30 protein-coding genes are annotated in these 26,005 nt (G+C 49.6%); 15 read left to right on the top strand and 15 right to left on the bottom strand.

Annotated elements, in window-relative coordinates; all coding sequences use genetic code 11:
• Positions 1-489, bottom strand: a complete 489-nt coding sequence (locus HRM2_RS17705) for a YchJ family protein (protein ID WP_015905399.1) — start codon at positions 487-489, stop codon at positions 1-3.
• A 338-nt stretch (positions 490-827) separates the two neighbouring features.
• On the opposite strand from HRM2_RS17705, the gene HRM2_RS17700 reads away from it, so the two are divergent.
• Positions 828-2,210, top strand: a complete 1,383-nt coding sequence (locus HRM2_RS17700; RefSeq protein WP_015905398.1) for an MBL fold metallo-hydrolase — start codon at positions 828-830, stop codon at positions 2,208-2,210.
• A gap of 10 nt (positions 2,211-2,220) precedes the next feature.
• On the opposite strand, the gene HRM2_RS17695 is transcribed toward HRM2_RS17700, so the two are convergent.
• The 6 genes from HRM2_RS17695 to HRM2_RS17670 form a co-directional block, all read right to left on the bottom strand.
• The gene (locus HRM2_RS17695) at positions 2,221-2,571 is read right to left on the bottom strand and encodes a DsrE family protein (protein WP_015905397.1); all 351 of its coding nucleotides are present in this window, start codon (positions 2,569-2,571) and stop codon (positions 2,221-2,223) included.
• Between the two features lie 198 nt (positions 2,572-2,769).
• A complete protein-coding gene (locus HRM2_RS17690) occupies positions 2,770-3,552 on the bottom strand; it encodes a pseudouridine synthase (protein ID WP_015905396.1) in 783 nt (260 codons plus the stop codon).
• Positions 3,553-3,586: 34 nt separating this feature from the next.
• Complete coding sequence (locus HRM2_RS17685) at positions 3,587-4,306, bottom strand: pyridoxine 5'-phosphate synthase (protein WP_015905395.1); 720 nt, start codon at positions 4,304-4,306, stop codon at positions 3,587-3,589.
• A gap of 12 nt (positions 4,307-4,318) precedes the next feature.
• A complete protein-coding gene (ybeY, locus tag HRM2_RS17680; protein WP_041274091.1) occupies positions 4,319-4,690 on the bottom strand; it encodes an rRNA maturation RNase YbeY in 372 nt (123 codons plus the stop codon).
• Entirely contained in the window at positions 4,680-7,049 is a 2,370-nt protein-coding gene (locus tag HRM2_RS17675; RefSeq protein WP_015905393.1) for an HD family phosphohydrolase, read from the bottom strand. Before HRM2_RS17675 ends, ybeY begins: the two co-directional genes overlap by 11 nt.
• On the bottom strand, positions 7,046-8,011 hold the full coding sequence (locus tag HRM2_RS17670; RefSeq protein ID WP_015905392.1) for a PhoH family protein: 966 nt from the start codon (positions 8,009-8,011) through the stop codon (positions 7,046-7,048). Before HRM2_RS17670 ends, HRM2_RS17675 begins: the two co-directional genes overlap by 4 nt.
• A 110-nt stretch (positions 8,012-8,121) precedes the next feature.
• On the opposite strand from HRM2_RS17670, the gene HRM2_RS17665 reads away from it, so the two are divergent.
• The 4 genes from HRM2_RS17665 to hisF are packed head-to-tail and all read left to right on the top strand — an operon-like array spanning position 8,122 to position 10,838.
• Complete coding sequence (locus HRM2_RS17665) at positions 8,122-8,670, top strand: CvpA family protein (RefSeq protein ID WP_015905391.1); 549 nt, start codon at positions 8,122-8,124, stop codon at positions 8,668-8,670.
• A complete protein-coding gene (mazG, locus tag HRM2_RS17660) occupies positions 8,631-9,452 on the top strand; it encodes a nucleoside triphosphate pyrophosphohydrolase (protein WP_015905390.1) in 822 nt (273 codons plus the stop codon). The genes HRM2_RS17665 and mazG overlap by 40 nt, the downstream gene beginning before the upstream one ends.
• On the top strand, positions 9,436-10,065 hold the full coding sequence (hisH, locus tag HRM2_RS17655) for an imidazole glycerol phosphate synthase subunit HisH (protein WP_015905389.1): 630 nt from the start codon (positions 9,436-9,438) through the stop codon (positions 10,063-10,065). Before mazG ends, hisH begins: the two co-directional genes overlap by 17 nt.
• On the top strand, positions 10,059-10,838 hold the full coding sequence (gene hisF, locus HRM2_RS17650) for an imidazole glycerol phosphate synthase subunit HisF (protein WP_015905388.1): 780 nt from the start codon (positions 10,059-10,061) through the stop codon (positions 10,836-10,838). The genes hisH and hisF overlap by 7 nt, the downstream gene beginning before the upstream one ends.
• Before the next feature lie 10 nt (positions 10,839-10,848).
• On the opposite strand, the gene HRM2_RS17645 is transcribed toward hisF, so the two are convergent.
• The 4 genes from HRM2_RS17645 to HRM2_RS17630 all read right to left on the bottom strand — a co-directional run bounded on the left by HRM2_RS17645 (position 10,849) and on the right by HRM2_RS17630 (position 13,614).
• Positions 10,849-11,310, bottom strand: a complete 462-nt coding sequence (locus HRM2_RS17645) for a methyl-accepting chemotaxis protein (RefSeq protein WP_015905387.1) — start codon at positions 11,308-11,310, stop codon at positions 10,849-10,851.
• 195 nt (positions 11,311-11,505) lie between these two features.
• Positions 11,506-11,805 carry a flagellar biosynthesis anti-sigma factor FlgM gene (gene flgM, locus HRM2_RS17640; protein WP_015905386.1) on the bottom strand — a complete coding sequence of 100 codons (300 nt, stop codon included), beginning with the start codon at positions 11,803-11,805 and terminating at the stop codon, positions 11,506-11,508.
• A 7-nt stretch (positions 11,806-11,812) separates the two neighbouring features.
• On the bottom strand, positions 11,813-12,259 hold the full coding sequence (locus tag HRM2_RS17635; RefSeq protein WP_015905385.1) for a DVU0524 family FlgM-associated protein: 447 nt from the start codon (positions 12,257-12,259) through the stop codon (positions 11,813-11,815).
• A gap of 62 nt (positions 12,260-12,321) precedes the next feature.
• Positions 12,322-13,614, bottom strand: a complete 1,293-nt coding sequence (locus tag HRM2_RS17630; RefSeq protein WP_015905384.1) for a class II fructose-bisphosphate aldolase — start codon at positions 13,612-13,614, stop codon at positions 12,322-12,324.
• A gap of 341 nt (positions 13,615-13,955) precedes the next feature.
• Between HRM2_RS17630 and HRM2_RS17625 the strand changes: the two genes are divergently transcribed.
• From HRM2_RS17625 to HRM2_RS17610, 4 genes are all read left to right on the top strand, one after another.
• Positions 13,956-14,549 carry a TetR/AcrR family transcriptional regulator gene (locus HRM2_RS17625; RefSeq protein WP_015905383.1) on the top strand — a complete coding sequence of 198 codons (594 nt, stop codon included), beginning with the start codon at positions 13,956-13,958 and terminating at the stop codon, positions 14,547-14,549.
• Positions 14,550-14,682: 133 nt separating this feature from the next.
• Positions 14,683-16,749 (top strand): (Fe-S)-binding protein, encoded by a 2,067-nt coding sequence (locus HRM2_RS17620; protein WP_015905382.1) that lies wholly within the window; start codon positions 14,683-14,685, stop codon positions 16,747-16,749.
• Between the two features lie 144 nt (positions 16,750-16,893).
• On the top strand, positions 16,894-17,682 hold the full coding sequence (locus HRM2_RS17615; RefSeq protein ID WP_015905381.1) for an electron transfer flavoprotein subunit beta/FixA family protein: 789 nt from the start codon (positions 16,894-16,896) through the stop codon (positions 17,680-17,682).
• A gap of 2 nt (positions 17,683-17,684) precedes the next feature.
• Positions 17,685-18,653 (top strand): electron transfer flavoprotein subunit alpha/FixB family protein, encoded by a 969-nt coding sequence (locus HRM2_RS17610; protein ID WP_015905380.1) that lies wholly within the window; start codon positions 17,685-17,687, stop codon positions 18,651-18,653.
• Between the two features lie 87 nt (positions 18,654-18,740).
• On the opposite strand, the gene HRM2_RS17605 is transcribed toward HRM2_RS17610, so the two are convergent.
• The 3 genes from HRM2_RS17605 to HRM2_RS27165 all read right to left on the bottom strand — a co-directional run bounded on the left by HRM2_RS17605 (position 18,741) and on the right by HRM2_RS27165 (position 20,647).
• Positions 18,741-19,163 (bottom strand): universal stress protein, encoded by a 423-nt coding sequence (locus HRM2_RS17605; protein ID WP_015905379.1) that lies wholly within the window; start codon positions 19,161-19,163, stop codon positions 18,741-18,743.
• Between the two features lie 275 nt (positions 19,164-19,438).
• A complete protein-coding gene (locus HRM2_RS17595) occupies positions 19,439-20,449 on the bottom strand; it encodes a DMT family transporter (RefSeq protein ID WP_015905376.1) in 1,011 nt (336 codons plus the stop codon).
• 24 nt (positions 20,450-20,473) lie between these two features.
• Complete coding sequence (locus HRM2_RS27165) at positions 20,474-20,647, bottom strand: hypothetical protein (RefSeq protein WP_015905375.1); 174 nt, start codon at positions 20,645-20,647, stop codon at positions 20,474-20,476.
• Positions 20,648-20,825: 178 nt separating this feature from the next.
• On the opposite strand from HRM2_RS27165, the gene HRM2_RS17590 reads away from it, so the two are divergent.
• The 6 genes from HRM2_RS17590 to HRM2_RS17565 all read left to right on the top strand — a co-directional run bounded on the left by HRM2_RS17590 (position 20,826) and on the right by HRM2_RS17565 (position 24,748).
• Positions 20,826-21,221: a roadblock/LC7 domain-containing protein gene (locus HRM2_RS17590; protein ID WP_015905374.1), complete on the top strand. Its 396-nt coding sequence runs from the start codon at positions 20,826-20,828 to the stop codon at positions 21,219-21,221.
• Positions 21,222-21,290: 69 nt separating this feature from the next.
• The gene (locus HRM2_RS17585) at positions 21,291-21,896 is read left to right on the top strand and encodes a GTP-binding protein (protein ID WP_015905373.1); all 606 of its coding nucleotides are present in this window, start codon (positions 21,291-21,293) and stop codon (positions 21,894-21,896) included.
• Between the two features lie 10 nt (positions 21,897-21,906).
• Positions 21,907-23,496, top strand: a complete 1,590-nt coding sequence (locus tag HRM2_RS17580) for a hypothetical protein (RefSeq protein ID WP_015905372.1) — start codon at positions 21,907-21,909, stop codon at positions 23,494-23,496.
• Positions 23,497-23,591: 95 nt separating this feature from the next.
• Positions 23,592-24,068, top strand: a complete 477-nt coding sequence (locus HRM2_RS17575) for a hypothetical protein (protein WP_015905371.1) — start codon at positions 23,592-23,594, stop codon at positions 24,066-24,068.
• 47 nt (positions 24,069-24,115) lie between these two features.
• Positions 24,116-24,451 carry a roadblock/LC7 domain-containing protein gene (locus tag HRM2_RS17570; RefSeq protein WP_041273355.1) on the top strand — a complete coding sequence of 112 codons (336 nt, stop codon included), beginning with the start codon at positions 24,116-24,118 and terminating at the stop codon, positions 24,449-24,451.
• Positions 24,452-24,472: 21 nt separating this feature from the next.
• Positions 24,473-24,748 carry a hypothetical protein gene (locus HRM2_RS17565; RefSeq protein WP_015905369.1) on the top strand — a complete coding sequence of 92 codons (276 nt, stop codon included), beginning with the start codon at positions 24,473-24,475 and terminating at the stop codon, positions 24,746-24,748.
• 17 nt (positions 24,749-24,765) lie between these two features.
• Here HRM2_RS17565 and HRM2_RS17560 read toward each other — a convergent pair whose 3' ends face one another.
• Positions 24,766-25,989, bottom strand: coding sequence for a DUF4388 domain-containing protein (locus HRM2_RS17560; protein ID WP_015905368.1), 1,224 nt, complete (start codon positions 25,987-25,989; stop codon positions 24,766-24,768).
• Between the last annotated feature and the right edge of the window lie 16 nt (positions 25,990-26,005).

The raw sequence follows: 26,005 nt of genomic DNA, 5'->3' as shown, positions 1-26,005 counted from the left end.
TTATTTTCCACAGCATTTTTTATACTTTTTCCCGCTGTTGCACGGACAGGGGTCGTTTCTACCAATCTTGGGAGCGCTGTTTTTCATGGGTTTCGGCTTTACCGGATTGCCGTCCAGAAATAGCCAGCGGTCGTTCTCGCGTTTAAAGATTGCCAGTTCATGGTGCTTGTGCTCGACGTCCTTTTGTGTAAAACGGGCAATGAATTCCACACTGCCCTGGGTGTCTTCTGGGCCGCCTGCCTCGGTCGTAAGGATCTCAAGACCCTTCCATAGTGAATTCTCAGACCAGGAGCGGGTTGCCTGTTCGTCAAAATCGGCCATACCGTCCGGGTGGGTCGTTTCCTTGAGATAGCCAATTTCCCCTTGTGCATAGGCTGTATATCTTGACCGCATGACCTGTTCGGCAGTGGTGGCTGAGACGGTTCCGCGGATGATGGGTTCACAGCACTGGCTGTAGGGTAATGTTGAGCAACATGGACATGGTTTCATACGTTTATGCTCCTGCTTGGTTTTTATCTGTGTATTTAATTTGTAATGTTTCAATCCTGCCTGGACTGTCTGGGCAAGTTTATCCCTGACCGTGTCGGGGATGTGCCATCTGATAATATACCCCTTGATGCCCATTTTAGTCAATGGGTCGTAACTGAACCCGCAGTGGTTAAGGGTTATTGGGAAAATTCTTGCAAAATAGTGGACAGGGGCTATATTGTTTTGTGAGCACTATCTTAAAATGTGACGTAAATCAAGACTGTTTATTGGCACTTAATACAATGACTATATTCAACCAGAAGGGGGCCCGGCAAAGGTCTTCGTGAAAAGGAGGGTAAATGTATTTTAAACAAATTGCAGTTGAGGGAATGGGGTGTCTTTCTTACATCATCGGTTGTCCCGGTGCCGGGGTTGCCTGTGTGGTGGATCCCAAACGGGAGGTCAAAGAGTATATTGATCTTGCCCGGAATAACGGCATGAAAATCACCCATATCTTTGAAACCCATATCCATGCCGACCATGTGAGCGGTAACATGGAATTACGTTCTCGCACCGGTGCTGACATCTACCTGCTGGAGGGGACCCCGGCCACCTATAAATTTAAACCGGTCAAGGACGGGGATTCGTTCATGATGGGCAGTGTCAAACTTGATATCCTCAGAACCCCTGGTCACACCCCCCATGGGCTTTCAATCCTTGTGACAGATACCCTGCGCAGTCAGGAACCATGGCTGGTGCTCACCGGTGACTGCATGTTTGTGGGGGATGTGGGGCGGCCTGATCTTGCTGGAGAAGAGCTGATCGACGAACAGGTTGAAAATCTTTACAATTCGCTTTACAACCGGCTTGGCAATCTTGCCGACAGCCTTGAGGTCTTTCCAGCCCATGGTGAGGGGTCCCTGTGCGGCAAGGGGATGAGTTCAAAGCCAAGTTCCACCATTGGGTTTGAACAGCACAATAACCCGTTGTTAAATCTTTCCAGAAAAGATTTCATTGAATCTTTTAAACAGAGTTTTCCTGAACGACCCAAGAGCTTTACCCACATCATTGAAACCAACATCAAGGGCGCACCGTTGCTCGAACGCTGTCCCATGATGATGGATATGTCTCCCCTCCAGGTAAAAAACCACATGGAGCAGGGGGCCGTGGTGCTTGACACAAGGGACACGGCTGCCTTTGGCGGGGCACACATTCCAGGCAGTATCAACATCGGTCTGACCAAGCAGACGGCCAACTGGATCGGTATGGTCATTGACCCTAATGCTGATCTGATTCTTTTGGTGGACAATGAAGCGTCCTATGACGATATGTGCACCCAGCTTCACAGGATTGGGTACGACAATATTTTAGGTTACCTCTACGGCGGTATCAAAAACTGGCAGGAGGAGGGGTATCCCCTTGGCCAGCTATGGCAGTTGTCTGCCGAGCGGCTTCGTCAGAAGCTTGACAAGGGCAGCGTGACCCATTTTTTTGACGTCAGGACCCAGGCTGAAAGAAACGACGGTTATATCGCAGGGGCTGAACATTTTGCCCTGCCCCTGCTGCTCAAGCAGGTCCCCGATATTCCCAGGGACGAAGAGATCATTGTCTACTGCGGCGTAGGGTACCGGGGAAATATTGCGGCAAGTTATCTCCAGAGCCAGGGCTTCAAGCATGTTCACTCCCTGGCCGGTGGAAATAAGGCCTGGCGAAATGCCGGGTTTCCCGTGGAAAGGGCTTGATCCCCATGGATTAAAAGGTGATAACCTCGTACCCCTGTTCCATATAGGTTGCAAGGCTCGGGTGGCCCTTCATTTCCCTGCAAAGGGGTAGCCCCTGGGCCTGGGCCGCATCAACTGATCCCATCTTGGTGGCGCAGGCATAACAGACACAATCAATCATTCCCTTTTCCCTGACCTCAATGTAGGGCTTGGAAAAGGGATGATCTTCGTTGCCAAGCTCCCCAATGAGCTTTGTTGCACTCCCTTCGATCACCACCTTTACCTCATATCCTTTTTTGTTCATATCCAGTGCATTGAGCAGCACATGGACAAAGCACATTGACTCACCGTTGAATGCAACCAGTACCACACGTTTGTTCATGGTTTCCTCCAGTTCTTTTTGTATGAAACATCCACCAACGCATTGTAATCAGAGGCGCTTCATCATTTGTTGTGGCCGAGGGGCATCCCTTGTTCCGGCCGTGTTTGTTATTGGGTTAAGTTCAAAACAGGACCATCATATGGGAGTTTAACCAAAAACAAAAGATTTTCCGGACTTTTCGGGGACGCCTTACTAAATTTAAATTCCCCTGAATCGTGGCAATTCTTTTGTTGGTTCATCCCAGGAGAATTTTGAGATCACTTCCTGGAATCTTTTGTCAAGGGGTGCTGTAATGGTTATAAAAATTCCAGTGTCAGGGTGGACAAAGCAAAGTTCACGTGCGGCAAGCAAAAGTCCTGTACAGTTCAGATGTGTTGCAAAGAATCGGTTGTGGCTGCTTTTTCCATACACGGTATCCCCCACAATGGGGTGGGAGATGTGTTTCATGTGGCGCCTCAACTGGTGACGTCGGCCGGTTTTGGGAATTAGCGCCACAAGGCAGTAGCGGGTGGTGGGGTATCTGTCAACATAAAAGGGCAGTTCCACACTGGCAAGGCAGGCGTAATCGGTGACGGCATCATCAATCTTCAGGGAATGATTGATTCTTTTGTTGTCCTGGGGGTGTTTGATGTTTTTAAGGGGGTGAACGATGGTTCCCCTCTCTTTAACATGGCCCCGGACCACGGCAAGGTATGTCTTTTGAATTTTTCCTGTCTGGAAAAGGTGTGACATTCTGGTTGCCATATTTCGATTGCGTGCAAACAGAAGCACTCCCTGGGTGGGTCTATCCAGCCGATGCACCGGAAAAACATGGCCCTGGGTCTGATCCCTCACCATCTGCAGGGCAAATCGGGTTTCGTGGGTTGCAAGGGCAGTTCTGTGCACCAGGAGACCCGGGGGTTTGTTTACAGCAACAAGATCTTCATCCTGGTAGAGGATTTCAAGGGTGCCAGGGGCACTGGCCTTTGTTTCAAGTTTCAAAATAAGCGCTTGATTCCACGGCTACTATTCTGGATCACAGTGCTCGGATAAGGGCCAGCATGTCCCTTACGGCACGGTCCATGCCCGTGAGAACAGCCCGTGCCACGATGCTGTGCCCGATGCTGAATTCGTCGATTTCATCAAGCCCCTGGAACGCCTTGATGGTGTTGTAGCAGATGCCGTGGCCTGCGTTGACAGAAAGTTTGAGCCTGGTGCCGATCTTTGCGGCATCCACGATCCTTGTGAATTCTCGTTGCCTTTGATGTTCGTTTACTGCATCACAAAAGGCACCCGTGTGGATTTCGATCATGTCGGCGTCTATCCTGTGGGCCATTTTGATCTGGTCAAGATCAGGATCGATGAATATGCTGACCATTATGCCTGCGTTTTTGAGTGCTTCCACCGTCTGTTTGATGGATGAGTGGTGGTTGATCAGGTCAAGGCCGCCTTCTGTTGTGATCTCTTCTCTTTTTTCAGGCACAAGGGTTACGGTGTGGGGCTTCAGGGACAGTGCGATGCCCAGCATTTTGGGTGTTGCGGCCATTTCAAGGATGAGCCTTGTGCGGATCACCTCCTTGATGACTCTGACATCCCTTTCGTTGATGTGGCGCCGGTCCTCCCGAAGGTGAACGACAATGGCGTCTGCTCCGGCGGCTTCTGCGGCAAGGGCTGCAGCGGCGGGTTCCGGGTATGCGGCCCCCCGGGCCTGTCTCAGTGTGGCTACATGGTCTACGTTAACGGCAAGCTTTGCCATATGGGACTCCTTTTAAAATGGGTCAAGGTTTGGGTTGGACTCAATGAATCTGAGGAGTTCAAGGCTCCTTTGTTCCATTTTAACGGCCTCGTCTTCCCCTTGTTCGTGGTCAAATCCCACAAGGTGGAGGACACCGTGGATCATGAGCTGGGAGAGCCGTTCGTCGAGGGTTATGCCTGCTTCGTCTGCCTCACGCATGGCCGTTTCCACGGAAATAACAAGATCCCCCAGGAGTTGGGGTGCAATCGAGGTAAATTCGCTGTCAAGCATGGGAAATGAGAGCACATTAGTGGGTTTTGCCTTGCCCCTGTAAGTTTGGTTCAGCGCCATGATGTGGGCATCGTCGGTGATTACGACGGACAGTTCATGGTTGTCATATCCCAAGGCGTTTAAGATTTTGCTGAGCTTTTGGTTTATCTGGGACTTTGACAGTTTTGGGGTTTTTATCTGAATTTGGGTCAGAATTTTCTGGGGTTCCATTTTTCTCTTTCTGTTTTTCCTGTTGTTTGTTTTCCGGGGGACGTTCTGTGTATTCAATGCGTTGGTGGTAGATGCCCGTGAGGATCTTATTGAAACTCTTGGCGATCTGGTGAAGGTCCTTCAGGGTCAGCTCGCATTCCTCAAGCTGGCCGTCTGAAAAGACTGCATTGGTTAATTCCTGGACACGTCCCTGGATTCTTGCCGGAGTCGGTCGTTCAAGGGTTCTCATGGCCGCCTCAATTACATCGGCCAGCATGACAATGCCCGCCTCCCTTGTCTGGGGTTTGGGACCGGGGTAGCGAAAATCGCTCTCCTTTACAGCATCTTCTCCGTTGAGCTTGACGCTCTTGTTGTAGAAGTAGCGGATCAGGCTGGTGCCGTGGTGCTGGCATATGGTGTCGACAATGTCCATGCCAAGCTTGTACTCCTTGGCAATCTCCGCCCCCTTTTTAATGTGCTGGATGAGGATCAGGGCGCTCATGGACGGTGAAAGTTTATCGTGGCGGTTTTTGCCGTCGGTCTGGTTCTCGATGAAGTAGAGGGGTTGCTGAAGTTTTCCAATGTCGTGGTAAAAGGCGCTCACCTTGGTTTTGAGGATGCTGGCCCCGATGGCTGCTGCTGCAGCTTCGGCAAGACTTGCCACGATGATGCTGTGGTTGTAGGTGCCGGGGGCTTCGATCATAAGGCGCCTCATGATCGGCTGATCAAGGCTTGACAGCTCAAGCAGTTTGATCTCGGTTGTAAAGTCAAACAGGATTTCTATTAAAGGGGCAAGGCCTGCTGTGATGATTCCGGCCAAGAGTCCGCCTGTAAATGCAAGCAGGATTTCTTTGGTGATGATGCCGATGTCTGTCTGGGCCGAATAAATGTTAAGGGTCAGGGCAAGGCCCGCGTTAAAAAGGGCCAGTTTCACCCCTGCCGTGATGAACCGCTTTCTCTGTCTGCACTCCTTTGTCCAGAATGCAGCAGTAATCGAACTCAGAAAAAAGAAAATAAAGACCTCAATGCTGTTTGAAAAAATCATAGCGCTGAGCAGGGCGAGGACCAGGGCAAAGTAGATGGCAATCTCAAAGTTGAGAAACAGACATACGGTCATGGCGCCGGCAGACAGTGGAAGTCCCATGGAAATGGAGATATCCGACAGTGAGACAGGAAGCTCCAGGTTGACCGTGGTGGCAAAGGGGGCTGCAAGACGTGCAATGACAAGAAAGAGGGTCAGAAGGGATGCCAGGAAAATGATGTTCTTGTTGTGGTGGCGCTCCAGGGTTTTTTTCTTCTGAAGAAGTAGTATGTAGACCACAAGCAGGACAAAGAGGATGATCAGGGCGGTACCTGTCTGGGCCATGAGGGAATTTTTTTCCTTGGTCTGGCTCTCCAGGGCCTTAAGCTTTACAAGCCTGATGCCGTCCACCCGTTCGCCTTCCCTCAGGATCATTTCACCAGCCTTGATTTTGTAGAGAACCGGTTTCACCTTTGATTCGGATAACCGCACCCTTGCTTCTGTTTCACTCCTGTTCATGGTGATGTTGGGGAGCAGAAGCTGCTGGCAGAGGTCAACAATGAGGTTGGACAGGTTGTAGTCTATATCCTTCAACAGAGGGTCACCAATGATTCTCACCATTGCCTTTGCCTGGTCCGGTCCGTAAAATGCCTTGAGGTTGTTCAATACCTTTTCATTGTCAGAGCCAAGGGTTCTCAGGACAATGCCCTTCCCCTCTTCTTTGAGTAGGATTTCCTTGTTGGCCACAATGCCGTTGTCCAGGATAGCGGTGAGGATGGTTTGAATTTTTTCCGGGACCATTAGGGAAAAACCGTTGCGGTGGAGCGTTGCAAATGCGCCCTTGTCAATGGTTAATCCCAGTACCTGTTCAAATTTTTCCTTCACGGCCATGACCGTGGAAAGGACAGGGGATGCCTGTTCTTCGGTTGAATAAAATTTTTGGGGGACGGCAAAGGCGTGGTTGACCCGCTCTGAAATTTTTTCGATCAGGGTGGGGTCATAATCATAGACCGTCAGCACAGAGTGGCCGGTTTCTTTTTTGTTGAGCTCAGTTGCCGCTGTATCCTCAATGAAAAAATCCATGGGGGCCTTGATGTCCCTGTCGACAACATCTCCCAGGCGGTAGGCAAAATTGATATGTCGTCTTTCAGGATAGAGAACAAGGGTAAGGATGATGGTGGTTACAATGAGAACAGCCCATAAAACGGATTTTTTGGTGTTGATGTACAGGTTGAACGAACGGAGTTTCTTTTCAGCTGTCATTTTTTTAGATTTTTACCGGTTTTAGTTGAGCGTTCATAGGCCTGGATGATACGAGAAACCAGCCTGTGTCTGACAACATCTTCCCTTGTAAAGTATACAAACTCAAGTCCTTCTATGCCTTGAAGAATATTTTTTGCCTCAACGAGGCCAGACTTTTTTCCCCGGGGAAGATCGATCTGGGTGATATCACCTGTGATGACGGCCCTGGAGCTGTAACCGATGCGGGTGAGAAACATTTTCATCTGTTCGGATGAGGTGTTTTGGGCTTCGTCAAGGATGATGAACGAATTGTTAAGTGTTCGGCCCCGCATGAATGCAAGGGGGGCAATCTCGATGGTTCCCTGTTCGATGAGTTCCCGTGCCCGGTCAAAGGCGAGCATGTCATACAGGGCGTCGTAAAGGGGTCTAAGGTAGGGGTTGATTTTCTCGGCAAGGTCGCCCGGTAAAAATCCCAGGGTTTCGCCGGCTTCAACTGCAGGCCGTGTCAGTACGATTCGGTTTATTTCCCCCCGGGTGAATGCAGCAACAGCCATTGCCATGGCAAGGTAGGTCTTGCCGGTTCCAGCAGGCCCGATTGAGAAGACAATGTCGTTTTTCCTTGCCGCATCAACGTAGCGTTTCTGGGCGGGATTTCTCGGGGTGATGGGGCGGTTCTTGACCGTGGTGAAAATAGTGTCTAAAAAAATGGTGGCAAGTTTGCAGGTGCTGTCAAGGCGAAGGGCCTTTGCTGCGGATTCGATGTCCGTGGGGTTGAGGCTGTAACGCTTTTTGACAAGCTCGTAGAGCTGGTGGATGATGTTTTCGGCAACAAGGACGTCTGTCTCCTTTCCCCTGAGGTGAAGTTCGTTGCCCCTGACGTCGATTTTTGTTTCAGTGGTGTCTGCTATTTTTGAGATGTTATCGTTGTGGCGGCCAAACAGCTCCTGGGCCATATCGATGTTGTTTAAGATTATGGTTTTCATGGTCCCAAGATTGCACTCAATTGACGAAAAGGTCAATAAAAAATCTTGACTGAAAACCTGCCCTGCTGATAGGTAAATCCTTTGAGAATATAAATTTGGGGTAAAATTTTATGAATTTGTTCGATGTTATCATTTTAGTGGTTGTTTCATTCTGTCTTGTGCGCGGACTGTTCAGAGGGTTTATCCGTGAGGTATCTTCCATCGTCGGCGTGCTTGCGGGATTTTATGGCGCCGGCACCTACTACCCCCTTGTGGCACCTTTTTTGAACCAATGGGTGGACAATCCAGGATATCGGAAAATAATTTCATTTTTCGTATTGTTCTGTGGCATTCTGATTGCTGTCAACCTTGTGGCTGCCCTGATCAGATATCTGTTGAACATCGTTTTTCTGGGATGGGTGGACCGTTTGTGCGGCTTGGTTTTTGGGGCGGCAAAGGGGTTGCTCATTGTCTCGATACTGCTGATTGTTGTGACCATATTGTTGCCTAGGAACACAGCCTTTGTTTCTGAATCCCGCCTTTGCCCCCATGTGGTAATGGTTTCAGAAGTCCTGTCCGTTTTTGTGCCACAGGAGATGCAGCACCAATTACATTTAAAGATTGAAGGGATAAAAAAGAGTTGGGAAAAACAGAAAATGACCACGTCAAAAAGGGTCTGAACGGACTTATCGAAATCATCCAGACCCTCAGGGGGGATCAGGGTTGCCCCTGGGATAGGAAACAGACCCCTGAGACCATGTGGAAATGCCTTATAGAGGAGGTATATGAACTCCTTGAGGCCATTGAAAAGGATGATGCCGCCGATGTATGCGATGAACTTGGAGATGTCCTGTTCCAGTTGGTGTTCATTGCCGAACTGTATCGGGAAAGGGGGGCTTTTGACATCTTTGACGCCATCTCTAAGAGTGCTCAAAAGATGATCCGCCGTCACCCCCATGTTTACGCGGATTTAATCCTGGACAGTGAGGAGGCGCTTTTCCAGCGGTGGGAGAAAATCAAGGGGGAGGAAAAAAAACAGGCGGGTAAATTGCCCGCAGCCTCGGCCCTGGATTCGGTCCCTTCTGGAATGACGGCGCTTTTGAGATCCTACAAGATTTCGGAACGGGCTGTCAGATCCGGGTTTGACTGGGACAGCATGGCGGGTGTCATTGAAAAGGTGGAGGAGGAGTGGAAGGAATTTACCCAGGCCCTTGCAACGGGCGATAAGGACGAAATCGCCATGGAGTTTGGGGATATCCTCTTTACCCTTTCCAATGTGGCAAGGTTTGCCGGGATTCATCCTGAAACGGCCCTGGCCCGTTCCACGGAGAAATTTGAGCAACGTTTCAGGCTGATGGAAACCCTTGCCGCTAAAGGACAGGGGGAGATCAAGGATCTTTCAAGAACAGAAAAGGACAGTTTATGGGACGAGGCAAAGAAGGCTTATGATAACAATTGTTGATTATGGTGGAGGGAATCTGACAAGCGTTGCCAGGGCAGTTTCCTTTCTTGGGTTCACCCCGTGTATCACTGGGGATGCAGACGAGATAAGAACGGCCGATCGAATTATTTTTCCGGGTGTCGGTGCTGCCGGTGCTGCCATGACTGCCATGGAACAGGGTGGAATTGATCTTGCCATGAAAGAAGCCTTTAACGCCGGTGTTCCCATGCTTGGCATCTGTGTTGGTTGCCAGATTATCATGGACCAAAGCCAGGAAAATGACGCGGTTTGTCTTGGGCTGATCCCAGGAGAGGTCAGGGCTTTTCCCCAACGAATGCCGTCCCCTGAAGGGGGCCGTCTAAAGGTACCCCACATGGGGTGGAACGGTCTGACTGTGATCCGGGATCATCCCCTTTTGCAGGGGGTTAAAAAGGACGACGAGTTTTACTTTGTTCATTCCTATTTCCCTGTTCCCAAAGATGAAGGAGCTGTGTTTGGCACCACGGATTACGGAGTGTCGTTCACTTCGGCCCTTGGAATGGACAATCTTTTTGCAACGCAGTTTCACCTTGAAAAAAGTGGTGAACCTGGACTTTTAATTTTGAAAAATTTTTGTGTGTGGAAACCATGCTGAGTAAACGAATTATCCCCTGTCTGGACGTAAGGGCGGGAAAAACGACAAAGGGCATAAAATTTCAGAACAACGTTGAGATCGGTGATCCCGTTGAAATGGCAAAATTCTACTATGAAGCGGGTGCCGATGAGCTGGTTTTTTATGATATTACCGCCTCCCATGAACAGCGCGGTATTATGATTGACGTGGTAAAAAAGGTTGCTGAAACCATTTTTATCCCTTTTTCCGTGGGTGGGGGGATCAGTACCCTTGAGGGGATGCGGGCCGTGCTTCTTGCCGGTGCTGAAAAGGTGAGTGTGAACTCGGCTGCCGTGAAAAACCCCGATATCATCCGGCAGGGATCCCGTGCCTTTGGCAACCAGTGTGTGGTGCTTGGTATGGATGTCAAACACGTTGGTGAAAAGCCGGGGATTGCCTCGGGTTATGAGATCGTCATCAATGGCGGAAGGAGTTATACGGGCATGGACGCTATTGCCTGGGCGCTCAAGGCGCAGGATCTCGGTGCAGGAGAGATCTGTCTTAATTCAATTGATGCCGACGGCACGAAAGACGGATACGAGATAAATCTGACCCGCCTTGTTTCAGACGCCGTTGATATCCCCGTCATCGCCTCAGGAGGTGCGGGCACGCCGGCTCACCTTGCCCATGTCCTGGACCAGGGCAGAGCCGATGCTGCCTTGATCGCATCCATGGTTCATTTTGGAACTTATACGGTGAACCAGATCAAGGGCTATCTCCACGACCATGGGGTTAAGGTGAGGAAGACCTGGTAGCACCTGCCCCTTAAAGGTAATCTCCCCGCTGGAATTTAACATATGCGTTGTTTGCCACCAGGGCACTCTGGACGGCGATCTCCTTGAGTTCGGCGTCCGTGTCCGTGGCATTCGTGGTCTTTTCAAGCAGGGTGGCGGCATGGTCTCTGATGGCGTTAAGCATGGGATCAAGGTCCTTGAGACTGGTTTCACCGTTTCCAAGCCGGTCTGTGTATTGGTCAAGCATGTCCAGAAGTTCATCGGTCATTCCCTGAATGGCCGGGGTGTCAGATTCAAGATCAAACCCCGGGGCGGTTATCTCCTGCAGGGCTGATGCCGATTGGGTGGTTTGGGTTCCTGTGGGGTCTGATGTTTCCCGGGTCACAGTCTCCAGAACTTCCTGGAAACCGCTACCTGTTGCCTGTTTTCCATGGTTACTGCTCTCCACCCCCTTTGACGGGGTAAGGGGGGATGAATTCACCGAATGTATCATGGGTTATGCCTCCTCATAGTATTGTCTTAACCCTTCGATAAAGCAAGAACCGGGCCATGGCTTTAAATGGTAGAGGGTATGTGTGTCTGCCCTGTCCAATGGGGCTCTTGCAGGGCAGTGGGCTGAACTCGGCACTTTAAACCGGTTTCTAAACCAGGGGGGTGGGGAAAAAATGTACCCCCTTGGCAACGGCTGCTAGGCAATTTTGTCAATGAAAAAACCTGTCATACGTTCAGCTACCTTTTCAGTGTCAACCGTGTATTGCCCGCTTTCAACCGCCGCTTTCAAGGTTGCGACCCGTTCGGATCTTTCCTGGGGTTCCACCGTCATTGCCTGCTGGATTTTCTGAAGATCCCGGGTGGTTGATGACAGGCTTACGCTGTCAACGTTCCGGGACACTTCGGTTTGATTTTTGTCGGCTGAAGGGGGAGCGACTGCCTGGTTCTTTCCATAGGACTGGTTGACCATGTTACTGTTCTGGCTGGTTATTTTCATTCTTTCCTCACTTTATCGGCTCGGTTTTCAATGTCGTCATATTACCGTCGGCTGCCTCTCTTGCAAGATCGGTAAGCCGACGTATGACAAACTCAGAATCTTCAACCGAAAGGGTCTTGACCGTTTTGATATTATTCTCATCAATGGTTGTAAAGGAGAAATTTTCTTCTTTTCTCTGGGTGAAATTTATTTTTTGCCCAAGCTCTTTTTCCACCTGGTCAGCAATCTGCAGATCCATCTCCTCTTGGGGTCCCATTGTCGTGATTCTGTCGACAATGGAGGCCGTTACCTTTTCAAGTATGGTTGTTCGCTTGGCCTCCGCAGAAATGGTAACATTATCACCAGAGGGCTGGGACCTGCCTGCAGCCTTGTTTCTGGCTATGATTTTTCCCTGGCTCAGCTGCCTGCTGTAGTTCTTTAGAACATTTTGTATCTGGTATGATGGAATCTGCATTTAAATTCTCCTTAACCTGAAAAACCTATCGGCAGCTGTTCCCTGGAACTGAAACTTTTTTTTTAATCATCAAAATTTCCATCAGGCCCCTTGTCTGATTCGATCATGGCACCTTTTTCCATGATCAATTCCCGGGTCCAGTCTTTGGGGTCTTGAATGGGTTTTGCCTTGGGGTCGGGGTTGTGGGATCCTGTTTTCAGAATCTCATCCATGGCAATGGATGCTGTCCCCTGGGCATTGAAAACGGTTGTTAACAGGGTGTATACAAATTCTTCAACCCCTTTGACCATCCTTTCCCTGGTTTTTTTAGGCTGGGCAAGGAGGCTGTTTTCAAAGGGAAGGTTGAGCTTTTTAAAATCTCCTCCACGAATGCCGAGTCTTTCTGCCGTCCCAAGCATCTGCTGCCACACGGCTTCGCTTGCACCCTGATCTTTTTTCTTGATAAAATTGCCATTGTCGTCAAGGATGGCGTTGCCAAAATCGTTGACCTCAACGCCCCAGGAGATCATCTGCAGAGCTGTTGCCACGTTTGCCTTGGTGGTCCGGGTCAGGGAGGCAATCTGACGGAGTCTGTCAGAGCTGTTTCCAGATGTCCCATGCTGGGCGCCCGAGGTGCCATAGGGGGCAAGGGCCTCATGGATTTCTCGGGTAAGGGCGACGTCAATGCCGGTCCCACTTGCCTCGATGCCGTGGGTGGTTCCATTGTTGAGGGCGATCCAGTCGGGAATAATGTTATGGGCGTTGAGGCCCTGGATGAGAAACAAGGCCTCTTCGGGTGTTGAAAGACCGGATGCGCCCTTGATTTCGCCGACCTCGGTTTCAAGGCCTGCCCAGGGGGGGATAAAGGGGTTGAGCTCGAGGTTGGCTAGAAGATTCAGGCTGTCGGGCATGTGGGAGGCGTCAATGGCAATTGAGGTAATGCCCGCATCAAAGAGCGAAGGGATTTCTGTTTTTGCAAGATCCAGATCCTGGGGCTTTTTTAGGCCGAAATGGTCGGCATGGACCGCTACAGGAATGGTGATGTGAAGTTCGTTGCAAATGGCGTCAACCTGGCGGGCCATGTTCCAGAGGTTGACCGCACAATAGGCATTGGTGCCGCCCTCGGATCGGGCGATTTCAATGATGATGGCGGCATCGGCACGCTGGGCCGCCATGAGGGCACCCCTGAGAACAAAGGTGTTCCTTGCATTGGCCGCGATGGTCATGGCCCCACCCTTTTTTATCATGGCCCGGTCAATGTATTTTCCACTCACGATCAGGGCTTTTGAGTTGGGAAAGAGCTGTTTGATGTTAGGCGGTCTTCCCAGGTCAAGGGCTGTGTTGAAATTTTTGGCGCAGGTATCTTTTGCGGTCATGGCAACCTCCATTTGGCTAAGCGTTTGCATATGATGTGTATCTTTTTTTTATTGTTCGAGAGTATACCATAATTACCCTCTGCTTCTACCAAAAAATGGGTAGACGGGAAAATAGGTGCAAAATGAATTGTATCTCATATTTGTTTTCTCAAGGATATTCTGTTGTTAAAAGAATTGGCCATAGGTGCAGTTTTGGTATAACTTATGAAAAATATAGAATATATTAAAAAAAGTTTTTGGCTGATAAATATGATAATCCCCTTGACAGATGAAAATTATCTTTGATACATTGCTGAATTATAATTCATTCGTTCCCTGTATAAAAAGAGAGGTAATCTGCTGTGCAAAAAGAGAAAAAAGAGCGACCCGACAAGTACTACTCGATCTTGAATGCTGCGGGTACTGTGTTTGCCAGATTAGGATTGCACAAGGCAACCATTTCCCAGATCGCCCAGGAGTCCGGGGTGGCAGACGGTACCATTTACCTCTACTTCAAGAATAAGAATGATATCCTTTACCAGTTCATGAGCTTTAAAAGTGACATTTTCTTTGAAGCAATGAGGCGGGCCGTGGAGGGTAATGACAGTGCTGACGTAAAACTCAGGAATTTGATCCTCTGTCATCTGACAGAGTTTCAGCAGGATCGCGATATGGCCATTGTCTTTCAGTCCGAGGTCAGGTATCGCCGTGACATTGCCTCCCAGATCAAGGATATTTCCAAGATTTACCTTGACCTTCTCACCGAGATCATTGAGCAGGGTCAGAACGAAGGCGTTTTGCGCCATGATCTTTTTATGGGGCTTGTAAAACGCTTTGTCCTGGGGGCTGTGGAAGGGGTGATCAACACCTGGGTCGCAGCCGATGGAAAGTATGATCTCGTGTCCATGGCAGACCCCCTGGTGGAGCTTTACCTGAACGGAATCAAGGCCCGGTAAATCCCATATAGATGCTGAATGGTCTTTTTACTTGACGCATTGCAGGTTGTCTATTAATGAATTGAAGTCGCATTCATCATTCCAGGTGGGTGCGTCGCATATATGAACCTTTTTAACGGTTAAGAGGTAAAACATGTCTTCCCTGATTGGCCCTGCAAGTTTTAAGATTTTTGGTTTTTTCCCGACTGCCGTTCTTTCTTTTCTGATTCCGGTGGTGGGCGTTGGTTTGTTCGCTTACATCATTGCAAGGAGGCTTGCACCTTTAGTACGGGCGGCTCCGGACAATCGGCTGAACCGCATTCCGGAACGGATCAAGAATCTTTTGGTCTTTTGGCTTGCCCAGTATCGTCAGCCAAGATACCGGACTGCAGGTATTGTTCACATTGTGATCTTTGCCGGATTTCTGGTCTTGTCCATCCGGTCCACATCCCTGGTTCTCATGGGGATGTTTGATGGGTTTGTTGTCCCCGGGTTTGGTGGGATCATCGGTCATATCTATAATTTCTTGAAGGACTATGCCGCAACAGCGGTTCTTGTGGCCTGTGTGATTGCGGCTGTCCGTCGGGGTATTGTTAAACCCAAGCGGTATGCCGTTCCGGCCAAATACGGCCACGATCACACGGCCGAAGCCATCTTTGTTCTCGGGCTGATCTCTACCCTCATGATTTCCGAGAGTCTGTATGAAGCTTCAAATGCGGCCTTTGAAATGGGCCAGACCGGGCACAGTGATTTTCTGGCTCCCCTCTCCCTTGGCTGGATTTTTCGGGGAATGCTGCTTGGAGCCTCCCAGTCGACCCTCCAGGGTCTGCACATAGTTATGTATTATGTCCATGACCTCACTTTTTTCTTTTTTCTATGTTTTCTGCCCATGGGCAAGCATTTCCATGTGATTACCTCATTTTTCAATGTCCTTTTCATGCGGGTGGACAAGGGAAACATCAAGCCTGTTAAATACGGGATCACCGAAGCCGAGCTTGATGACCTGGAATCCTTTGGCGTGAAAAAGCTTGAGGATTTTACCTGGAAGCACATGCTTGATTTTTACTCGTGTGCAGACTGCGGACGCTGTTCAGACCAGTGCCCTGCCAATGCTGCCGGCCGTCCGCTTTCCCCAAGGTTCATATCAATCAAGGCAAGGGATTTGATTTTTAAAAATTATCCCCTGTCCGGTGAAATTTACAAGAGCAAGATGCTGGTTCAGGATATTTATACCGAGGACGAGATCTGGTCATGCACCACCTGTGGCGCCTGTGAACAAGAGTGTCCCCTTGGCATTGAATACATTGACAAGATAGTTGATTTACGAAGGGGTATGGTAGACGAGGGCATGGTGCCCCAGTCCCTGCAGAAACCCTTGAAGGCCCTTGAAAAGAGGGGTAACCCCTACGGTACCATGGAAAAGAAAAGGGCTGACTGGGCCAAGGAAAAGGAGTTTGCCGCCGAGTGCCCGGTCAAGATCATTGAAAACGGAGATACGGCAGAAACCCTGTTCTTTGTGGACAGCATCACCTCCTTTGACGACAACATCCAGGAGATTGCAAGAAGAACGGCAAAGATTTTGACCCGGGCAGGGGTGGATTTTGCCATTCTTGGCAAAGGGGAAAAGGACAGCGGGAACGAGGTGGTTCGGTTTGGTGAGGAGATGCTGTTTCAGGATTTGAAATCCCACAACACAGAGGAGATTCTGGAATCCAAAGTCAAGAACATTGTCACTGCAGATCCCCATGCCTTTAACGCACTTAAGAATGATTATAAAAATCTTCCCCCGGTTAAGCATATCAGCCAGGTGATCGCCGAAAAGATCCGCGAAGGCTCCTTGACTCTAAAGCATGCCCTTTATCCAGACAAGGTGTATGCCTATCATGATCCCTGCTATCTTGGCCGCCATAATGGAATTTACGAAGCGCCAAGACAGGCCCTTGACGCCATTGAAGGCTTGAACAGGGTTGAACTTGAAAAGAGCCGGGATCGTTCGTTCTGCTGCGGCGGCGGTGGTCTCATGCTCTTTTATGAGCCGGAAGAAGAGACCCGCATGGGCGTGCTGCGGGTGAATATGTTTGCAGAAGCCGGTGCCAATGTGATTGTTACGGCCTGTCCTTTCTGCCTTGTTAATATCCAGGACGCCATCAAGGTGGCGGGCTACGAGGGCAAGATTGAGGCGTTGGATCTCACAGAGCTTATTGAGCAGCATCTCGCCTAAGATTATATGGGATGATATCACCGGCATGGCCGGAGTGGGGTCTCTGTTTCGGTCACAATGAAAATTGAAACGCCTTCATTGACAATGCTTTGGCGAGTGTTTCATATAAAAATGATGGAAAATGAGTAATTAAAGGAGGTACGAATGGAGATTTTAGTATGTGTCAAGCGGGTTCCAGATACTGCTGAGAATGAATTTGAGCTCAACAGTGCCGGCAATGATCTTGATCGTGACGATCTGGTTTTCTCGGTCAACGAGTGGGACAACTATGCCGTTGAAGAAGCCATTCAGATCGTCGATAATGTGGGCGGAAGCGTCACAGTGGTCACAGTGGGTGATGATGAGAGCGAAGAGGTTCTCAGGCGTGAGATGGCCATGGGCGCCAACAACGGCGTACTTTTGAGCGACGATGCCTTTGAAGGGTCAGACGGAAAAGGGATTGCCTCCATCCTCAAGGCCGAAGTTGAAAAGGGCAAGTATGACCTTATCCTCACCGGTGCCCAGGCAGACGAGGGTGCAGGTCAGATTGGCGGAATGCTTGCCGCCATGCTTGACCTTCCCTATGCATCCCTGGTCAACAAGATCGAGGCCGGCGACGGTAAAACTGTTAAGGTCGGAAGGGAGATCGAGGGTGGAAACCAGGAGATGAACGAGATTGATCTTCCCTGCGTACTTTCCATTCAAACGGGTATCAATGAACCCCGCTATGTCGGAATCCGCGGCATCCGAAAGGTTGCCAGTGTGGAGATTCCCGTTCATTCAGCAGCCGACCTTGGCGTTGATGCCAATGTGATCGGTAAGGACAACGCAAAGGTCAAACGGGTGGACTACTTTGTACCTGACCTTGGCGAGGGTGCAGAGATGCTCGAAGGCTCCACCGAGGAGATCATTGATGCACTCATTGAGAAACTCAAAAGCAAGGGAGGACTTTGATCATGACCCAGATTTTTGCATATATACCCCACCAGGGAGGCGTTGCAGCCGACATCGCTCTTGAGTACCCGGCTGCGGCAGCCAAAATTGATGCCAGCTCAACCCTGACTGCAGTTGTAACCGGTTCCGGCCCGGATCTTGACAAGGTTGCCAATGGGTTGACCTCAATATATAAGGAAGTAATCAAGATCGATAATGCCGCCCTTGCCTATCCCAATGCCGAAGTGGTTAGAAAGGCCTTGGTTAACGTCCTTGATGCAAGCGCCATCGTGTTTGCACCCAATGACACCTTTGGCATGGATCTGTGTCCCGGCCTTTCCATCAAAATGGATTCAGCCTATGTGGCAGATGCCGTAGACTTTGAAGGAATGGAGGGTTCCCTCCTCAAGGTTGTTCGCCAGGAGCTTGGTGGGGCTGTCTCCACCCATGTCACCTGCGACACCGCAGCCGGTGCCGTCATCACCCTGCGGCCGGGTGCATTTATTCCGGTTGAGGCAGGTGCTGCCGGCGGTACAATCGTTGACAAGTCTGCAGATGCAGGAGATCTTGCTGCAAAGCGTCGCTTCCTGGAAATTGTCGAGGCTGAGGTGGGGGATGTGGATATCACCAAGTCCGACGTTCTTGTTTCCGTGGGTCGAGGCATTGAAGAAGAGGAGAATATTGAGATCGCCCAGGAGCTTGCAGAGGCCATGAAGGCCGTTGTCTCATGTTCAAGGCCCATCGTGGATGCAAAATGGCTTGAAAAATCCCGTCAGGTGGGAACCTCCGGCCAGACGGTTAAGCCCAAGGTCTACATGGCCATGGGGATCAGTGGTTCGTTCCAGCACATGGGCGGGATCAAGGGTAATCCCTTTATAGTTGCCGTAAACAAAAACCCCAAGGCACCTATTTTCCAGGTTGCCGATGTGGGAATTGTGCAGGATATCCTTGAGTTCATGCCTGAACTTACGGAAAAGGTTAAATCCATGTAATCGGTTTTTACCTCTAGGCAAGTTCAATTACAACGGGGCATCGGGAGCGTTTCTTCTGGTGCCCCTTTTTTGTCCACCTGTTTGTCCCTATCTGACCACCAGAACCGGGCAGGATCCACGCTGGAGAACCTTGTGGGCCACGCTTCCCAGGAACAACCCCTCAAGGTTAGTACACCCCCTGGAGCCCATGACAATGATGTCTGCTTTTTCTATCCGCGCCGCTTCCGGGATCATCCTGCCGGCCGAACCTTCCAGAATTCTTGTTTCAAACCCCACACCATGGTCCTGGATGATTTTAACAAAAGGGGTGATCAGATTTTCCGAATCTCGAATGATCTGGTTGACAGCATCCTGAAAATAGGGTTCCGCAAGAATGACTGGAAATTTTCGGTGGCAGTGCAGCAGAACAATTTCAGCGTTGACAAGGCGGGCAAGTTCACAGGCATAAATGGTGGCACGCCTGCTGTGTTCTGAGCCGTCAACCGGATTCATGATTTTTTTGATTTCCATGATTTCCTCCTTGGTTGTTTGGTCCCTGGTGCTGATGGTTTATGTTATCATGACCAACGGTTTGACAGCAATCGTTTCTGTTTTTCCACAGGAAAAAAACCTTGATCCTTACAGGCGTAGGGATGATAAGGGTAAACACTGTTTTGTGTGTTGGGTGCCGTTGAAAGAAATCCTCAAACCTGAAGGAGTTTTTGCATGAAGAAGGGGATTTTGTTCAAAAGCTTTGGATCCATTGCTGTTCTGCTGGTCGCTTAGTGGGGAGTGCTTTCGGTCATTTACCCATGGGACTTCTGGTCAACATGATCTGTATTTTCGTTATTGTTGCCCTTTCGGGCATTGTGGTGAATGGCGCCCTGATTTTGATTGATTATATCAATTTCAGGGTGGGAACCGTTAGGTTTTGAAATCCAGTCAAGCTGGAGCAGCCAGACTGCTGCAAGGGTCAGGCCGATGCCTGGAAGCACGGACCATTCTGGGGTGGAAATGCCAAGGCTCCACTCAATGACTGCAACGGCAGACGGGGTTAAAAAGGTATAGGCCACAATCTTTGTGGGGTCGAGTCGTGTGGCTGTGTACCTGAGAATCCAGAAGGTTAAAGCCGTTGACGGGCCGGCTAGGTAGGCGATGCCAGGCCAGGTGTGGGACCCTGGAACACAAAGCCCTCCAGTTCTCGCAATTGCCGTTCCCATGAGCACCAGGGTGGCAAAAAAAAGGCTGTAAAAAGTGAAGTGGATTTTGGATTCCCTGCGTTGCAGTTTTTTCATGGAGAGCATATAGACGGCAAGGCAAAAGGTTCCCAGAAAAAAGATCAAATCCCCGCGGTTGAAATCCAGGGAGAGCATCAGGTGGGGGTCTCCCTTGAAAATAACCCAGACGGTCGCCACCATGGAAATGGCAAGCACCCAGAGTCTGCGGAGATGGAACGGTTCACCCACAAGTGTTCCAGCCAGCATGGTAACCAGGGGCAGGGTGGTGTATATGGTACTGGTGTTCAGTGGAGAGGTGGTCTTGAGGGACTGGAACATAAGGACGAAAAAGAGTCCATAACTTCCTCCCACCGTGGCGTAGCGGCCCATGTCCTTCCATCCTGGCATGGCTGTTTTTTGTTTGACAAAGGGGAGCATGATCCCAAAGATCAAGGTTGCAGCGGCAAATCGCCAGAAGGTCAGTAGTACCGAGTCAATTCCTGTTGTGATGGATGCAACCACGGGAAATGACCCTGCAATGATCATGGTGAAGACAAGCATGAGAATATGGGGCCATGCCGTAAATTTGTATAGTTGCATAGTCTCTTACCTGCTGACAGGCGCTTACTCTTTTGGAACGATGAACTCTTCGAGTTTTTTAAACATGGACTCAGGCCACTCCTCCCCGTTCAGGAAAAGATCGGTTTCCTCTTCAGTCAGCTGCTCCCTGATGCTGCGGGGAAGCGCTTTCAGGGCCATGGCCCTTTCACTGTCGGGTCGCTTGTTTTTTTTTGACATGATAGTGCCTCGTTTGATGTAGTAAGGGATAATTCTTGAGCTCATATATCGGTCAAAAGGGGTGGTGTCAACCTTTTTGGGATACCCCTTCCCCGTGCCGGGGATGCCAATGTGTTTTGATCAAAAAATATCGTCTTGATATGTTGCACAATTCACGGATATGGGGTACCATTCAGCCATGTTAAATCAAAGCCAACTCGATGCAATAGACCATGCCATAGAAACCCACCTGATGGCAGCCGGACTGGACCATGTGATTTATATGGACATGGGTGGAAATACCATTGCCAAGCATGACAACGGCAAGTCCCGTCTTGATTCCACTGCTTTTGCAGCCCTTGCTGCAGGTAATTTTGCCGCTGTGGATGCCATGGCCAAACTGGTGGGGGAATCTGAATTCTCCCTGTTGTTTCACAAGGGTGAACGATCAAGCATTCATTTCAGTAAGGTAAACAATGACACCCTGCTTGTTTCCATGTTCAGCAAGGATATTTCACTTGGAATGGTGCGACTGAAGGTGACTGAGGCCATCAAGGCGATTAATCGGGTGCTGACCGACACGACGATTGTATGACAGCTTGAGACCAGGGGGTGGCCAGGGCGGAATCGGTTTGCCAGGCCCCGGTGCAGCAAGGGGGTAAATTTGGCGCTCATCAATGTAAAGACCAAAGAAGTTCAGATTAAAATCGTTTACTATGGTCCGGGAAGGGGGGGGAAAACAACAAACCTCGAATATATCAACCATACCTACCGTGACCAGATCAAGACCGAAATGGTCAGCCTTAAAACCCATGACGACAGGACCCTTTTTTTTGATTTTCTACCTTTTGATGTGGGGCGGATCAAGGGTTTTGATGTTACCATTCAATTGTACACCGTTCCAGGCCAGGTGAAGTACAATGCCACCCGTAGGCTGGTGCTCAGGGGGGTGGACGGTATTGTTTTTGTGGCTGATGTTCAGAAAGCCCAGCGAGCGAAGAATATCGAGTCCCTGAACCAGATGTACGAAAATCTGGAAACCTACAATCTTGATCTGTTTAAAATGCCTGTTGTCATGCAGTACAATAAAGTCGATCTGGGAAAATCCAACACCCCCATTCTCGCCTCAGAAATTTTGCAAAGGGATTTGAACTCGATCCTCAGGGTTCCTGCCTTTGAGGCAAGCGCCATAACCGGTGGGAATGTGATCCCTACCTTGAAAAAAATCATATCCATTACATTGGCATCCATCCAGGACCAGCTATTCTAAGGAGGTTGTTTTGAATTCTCTTGCAACAATCAAACAGATTCTCACTGCCATGGAATCTCAAGTTGGGGGTAATGATGTTAATGAATTAAAGGCACAGATTGCGGGCCTTGGGACCCAGTTCAGGGACAATCACCATGCCGCCTCTCTGGTGAAAATGATTCATGCCGTTGTTGGATATCTGGCTTCCCAGTTAGACAATGCCCACAAAGACAGTGTTCCGGTGCTGCGGTCCCTGGTTGAACAGCTTGAATCCCTTGTTCAGCCCTCCGGGGTCTCTTCCGGGACAGCCGATGGGATTCTGGCCCGTGCCGTTGAATCCTTTAAGGATCTGAAGTCTAAGATCTCAGCAGTGCCCCTGGTGTTGGAAAAAGACATTGAAGAGTTGAAGGCTGTTATCCTTTCCATTGACTGGGAAATTTCAGACACCACCCTGGAAAATTTTGATGCCGTGGTTAACCGGCTCATGGAAAAAGTCAAAAACAATAAGATCCATGCGTCATTTTTGAAAATCATCTACAGCATCGGGGGGTATGTGGCACGGAACAAGGCCGGTGCCCACAGAAATTCCATCGGGCTTCTGCGTTCCGCATTTCAAAATTATGAACGTCTGGTTCAGAATCCGGACATGACGGCTGATGAAAAAAAACAGATGCTGGAGCATGAAATTAGCGAGTTTCATGACTTCAAGCGTAAACTTGGCCGATCATCGGCCCCGACTGCAACTGAAGAAGCGGTGATGCCACCGGCCCTGTCCCATGTTCGGACCTCTCCTTCAACGGCTCCCCTGGCCCCCCTGAGTAAACTTACCGAACTTGTCGTCTCTCCCTGTGATGAAACAGTGGCAGAAGAAGATATCCCACCTGCCCTTGGGGCCAGGAAAAAGGACCCAGGTGATTCAAGGGATATGATGGATGACCTTTTTACGGCCAAGGGGTCGGCTTCAGACGACCTGCTGGATGCCATACACTTGGGCGGCATCCAGGGGGCAGACCAGGGTGCAGACCAGGGCATGGAAATGTTCGGAGTTCCAGGCGGCCAGGAGAAGGAGGAGGGGGTTAAACAATTTATCCCCCACCGGGGGGCACGGGAGCCCATACCAGAAATCGAAAGCCGGCTTGATGAATTTTTCAACCTTGAGCCCACAGAGGGGAAGACAATTCCTGCTGCTCCGGTCACCCAGGCGGTAATGGCTGACGAGACGGATCCAGAGGCTGTTGTGCCATTTCAGTATGAAGATGAAATCTTTATGGAGGATGAAGATGAACAAGACCAGATCCCGGGTATTGTAGAGCGTTTAAAAGTGGCCTTAGCCCCCACCGGCGGGCTTCTGACAGATCAAAATGTTCTCACTGATTTTATGGAGGATGTCTCCCTTTTAAAGTCAGCATGGCAGGATGATTCAGATAAGGTGGCACTCCTTGAAATGGTGGCCTCATTTGTCAGCCATGCCCATGATTTTGAGAAATGCCATGGCCCGGCACCCCTGCATGACCCGGCACCCCCCGTGGAAGATCAGGAAAAAGAAGATGATGTTGACTCGGTTGAACCGCCTGCCAAGGGGATCTGGGCAAGGTTAAAATCAGTGTTCAGCAACGACTAACCGGCATGGCTGGTTAACAAGGTCTGGCTTTCGACCACAATGAATGGAATGATGCACGCCTCTGTTTACAATGCTTCGGTGGGAGAAAAAGTCCCATGATTTTTTTTTGTGAAGACTGTGGTGAAAAAAATGACCTGGACGAACCGCTCTTTTTTGATGGAAAAGTTGTATTTGAATGCAGAGCCTGCGGCTATGGCAATGCCTATGCCTTTGGTCTGCCCAGGGAGGAGGGCTGCACGGCCGGGGACTTGATATTGAACAAAATTTGTTCTTTTCCCGATGTCATCGGCCTGTTTTTATACCATAAAACAAACGGAGTGGTGGATAACCGGATGCCGGTCATGTTAACCCGGGCTGATGTTGAAACCCTTGGCCGGGCGTTTATCCGAACCTATGCCGGGGGCCAGTCGCTCTATTCCGATATTCAGGGGCTCTGTGTTGTGATGGCAGGCAAACACTTTACGATTCACCCTGTCCAGGCTGGCCTGTTGATTGTGATTGTTGCCAGGACTCCTTGCCTTCCCCACGAAGTTCGTAAACTCGTAATTGACCTTGGAAAAAAGAGTCGCTGATTGAAATGGGACACTTTTAATGGACCAATTGTGATGGATCAATTGTGATGGATTGGGTGTTGAGCATCTGCTCAGCCATGGGCCGGGTCAAGGGGGTTGACCAATATATTCTGGTGGACAGCCGTGGGAATATTCTGGCCCATCAGATGGAAAAACCGGAAAGCATCTCCCCGTTGGTGCATAGCTGCGGGCGCAGACTTTCGGCCCTGGGTGGAGAAAATTTTATCCATGCAGTATTTTTAAGAAAAAATAATAGAAATCTTTTAATTTTTCCTGTTGGCATTTACCATCTCGGGGTGATAAAACAGGCGGGTATGGAAAACGCTCAAGTGGCAGACGCTGTAATGGAGTGTCTCAATAGGCATTCTGCTAAGGGCGCTTAAGCGCTTAACTCTGGAGGATTCATGACGGCACAAATGATCATATCTGTTTTCACCCTGGTAATCTATCTGATTATTATTTTTGTCTTTAACAAGGGTCGGCTCAAATATGCCGGGGGAAAAGTGGGAAAGGTCATAAACCTGATCCTGGTTACGGTCTGCCTTTTGTTCGTTGCCGATTATGTTGCGATTTTTGAACCGTTTCTGGACAAGGAGGTTCTGGATATTATCCGTGCACTTTTCCGAACAGCTGCCCTTGGCTTCCTGGCCTATGGGGGCGGGAAGCTGACAGATTCTTGAGAATGAATAGGCCCATATCAGGAGAACAGAGAAAAGATTCCTTTCTTGGATTTGCCTTTGCCAGCGGTGAACTGTGATCGAAGGGTGTCGATGACGGCGTTCATTTCAGTGACGATTTTATCCTTTTCCGTTGATCCTGTTTGATACTTCTGGACGTATTCCAGCACTTTTTCAATATCCTTCAGGGCTTTGAGCAGCGGTTTTGTACCCAGTATGCTTCCCACCCGTTTCAATACCTTTTCAATGTATTCGGCAAAACCTGAGATGACCAGCGCTTTTCTGTTTTGAATTTCGTCCATGGTCTTCAGGGACGTCTCAATGGCCTGAAGGTTCAAATCCTTAGTGCTTTCCAGATCAAAATTTTCAAATAGTTTTTTCACCGACGCCCCAAGATCGGATTTGCTTTCAAGGAAGAGTGAATTGACCCGTTCTCCCAGCTCATGGGCAATGTTTTTTCGAATGGACAGAAGGACGTCTGTGAATACCGTGACAATGGCGGTCAACCCGTTTCCGTCGTCCCCGTTGTTGAGGGGGATCTCTTCCTTTTGCTCGATCAAGCCTGATGAGATCACCGAGAAGAAAATTTTATAAACGGCAAATTCGTCGTACCCGCTTTCCGTGATCACCTGCCGCACGGACCGGGAACCGTCAATCAGGGAAAGGACACGCCATTCATTGGCGTTGAGTTTGATCTCCTCTTTTGACTGGACCTTTCCTGACATTTTAAATACCATCTTGTCGCTGGGGATTACTTTTTTCAGGACAGACAGCTCATCAATTCTCCTCGAGGCTTCAAGGATCAGGCGCATGGGATTGAGCTGGGTGACAATCATATTTTTCAGGTTTAATCGGGCGTCTTTGTATTCGAATTTTCCCTTTTCCCAGAAAAGAAGGTCGTACAGGATGGTCTCCACCTGTTTGGTATTGTAGCGTTTCAGGATGTCCAGGGATATATATCCCTTTTCCACGAGGACTTTTCCCAGATGAACCTTTTCTTCCCGGGCAGCGGATAGACATTTCTGAAGTTGCTGGGCAGAGATGACGCCGTCGGTGCGCATTAAAAAACCCAGTCTTGCCTGTTTAAGGGAGGCAGACGCATATACGATGGTTCCCTGGTCAAAAAACACCCGGCTTTCTTCATCTTTACGGGTAACTGCCAAGATACCGGTTTTCTGATCGTTACACAGTAGTTGTAGAATACTGGCAAGTGTCAACCCTTCAAAATCGCCCTGAAGATTCATGGTCCCCTTTCCTCTG

It is taken from the genome of Desulforapulum autotrophicum HRM2 (genome assembly GCF_000020365.1).
Taxonomy (GTDB): domain Bacteria; phylum Desulfobacterota; class Desulfobacteria; order Desulfobacterales; family Desulfobacteraceae; genus Desulforapulum; species Desulforapulum autotrophicum.
The sequence above is the reverse complement of the archived record's forward strand: the minus strand, read 5'-3'. Positions and strand labels throughout refer to the sequence as shown.

Bases quoted from the DNA above. Each gene is read 5' to 3' on its own strand.
- HRM2_RS17570 (WP_041273355.1), top strand. From the start codon at position 24,116: ATGGATTGGGTGTTGAGCATCTGCTCAGCCATGGGCCGGGTCAAGGGG.
- HRM2_RS17695 (WP_015905397.1), bottom strand. From the start codon at position 2,571: ATGAACAAACGTGTGGTACTGGTTGCATTCAACGGTGAGTCAATGTGC.
- HRM2_RS17620 (WP_015905382.1), top strand. From the start codon at position 14,683: ATGTCTTCCCTGATTGGCCCTGCAAGTTTTAAGATTTTTGGTTTTTTC.
- HRM2_RS17705 (WP_015905399.1), bottom strand. From the start codon at position 489: ATGAAACCATGTCCATGTTGCTCAACATTACCCTACAGCCAGTGCTGT.
- HRM2_RS17610 (WP_015905380.1), top strand. From the start codon at position 17,685: ATGACCCAGATTTTTGCATATATACCCCACCAGGGAGGCGTTGCAGCC.
- HRM2_RS17685 (WP_015905395.1), bottom strand. From the start codon at position 4,306: ATGGCAAAGCTTGCCGTTAACGTAGACCATGTAGCCACACTGAGACAG.
- HRM2_RS17675 (WP_015905393.1), bottom strand. From the start codon at position 7,049: ATGACAGCTGAAAAGAAACTCCGTTCGTTCAACCTGTACATCAACACC.
- HRM2_RS17665 (WP_015905391.1), top strand. From the start codon at position 8,122: ATGAATTTGTTCGATGTTATCATTTTAGTGGTTGTTTCATTCTGTCTT.
- HRM2_RS17630 (WP_015905384.1), bottom strand. From the start codon at position 13,614: ATGACCGCAAAAGATACCTGCGCCAAAAATTTCAACACAGCCCTTGAC.
- HRM2_RS17590 (WP_015905374.1), top strand. From the start codon at position 20,826: ATGTTAAATCAAAGCCAACTCGATGCAATAGACCATGCCATAGAAACC.
- HRM2_RS17700 (WP_015905398.1), top strand. From the start codon at position 828: ATGTATTTTAAACAAATTGCAGTTGAGGGAATGGGGTGTCTTTCTTAC.
- HRM2_RS17670 (WP_015905392.1), bottom strand. From the start codon at position 8,011: ATGAAAACCATAATCTTAAACAACATCGATATGGCCCAGGAGCTGTTT.
- HRM2_RS17565 (WP_015905369.1), top strand. From the start codon at position 24,473: ATGACGGCACAAATGATCATATCTGTTTTCACCCTGGTAATCTATCTG.
- HRM2_RS17595 (WP_015905376.1), bottom strand. From the start codon at position 20,449: ATGCAACTATACAAATTTACGGCATGGCCCCATATTCTCATGCTTGTC.
- HRM2_RS17560 (WP_015905368.1), bottom strand. From the start codon at position 25,989: ATGAATCTTCAGGGCGATTTTGAAGGGTTGACACTTGCCAGTATTCTA.
- HRM2_RS17615 (WP_015905381.1), top strand. From the start codon at position 16,894: ATGGAGATTTTAGTATGTGTCAAGCGGGTTCCAGATACTGCTGAGAAT.
- HRM2_RS27165 (WP_015905375.1), bottom strand. From the start codon at position 20,647: ATGTCAAAAAAAAACAAGCGACCCGACAGTGAAAGGGCCATGGCCCTG.
- flgM (WP_015905386.1), bottom strand. From the start codon at position 11,805: ATGAAAATAACCAGCCAGAACAGTAACATGGTCAACCAGTCCTATGGA.
- HRM2_RS17575 (WP_015905371.1), top strand. From the start codon at position 23,592: ATGATTTTTTTTTGTGAAGACTGTGGTGAAAAAAATGACCTGGACGAA.
- HRM2_RS17635 (WP_015905385.1), bottom strand. From the start codon at position 12,259: ATGCAGATTCCATCATACCAGATACAAAATGTTCTAAAGAACTACAGC.
- HRM2_RS17645 (WP_015905387.1), bottom strand. From the start codon at position 11,310: ATGATACATTCGGTGAATTCATCCCCCCTTACCCCGTCAAAGGGGGTG.
- HRM2_RS17605 (WP_015905379.1), bottom strand. From the start codon at position 19,163: ATGGAAATCAAAAAAATCATGAATCCGGTTGACGGCTCAGAACACAGC.
- hisH (WP_015905389.1), top strand. From the start codon at position 9,436: ATGATAACAATTGTTGATTATGGTGGAGGGAATCTGACAAGCGTTGCC.
- hisF (WP_015905388.1), top strand. From the start codon at position 10,059: ATGCTGAGTAAACGAATTATCCCCTGTCTGGACGTAAGGGCGGGAAAA.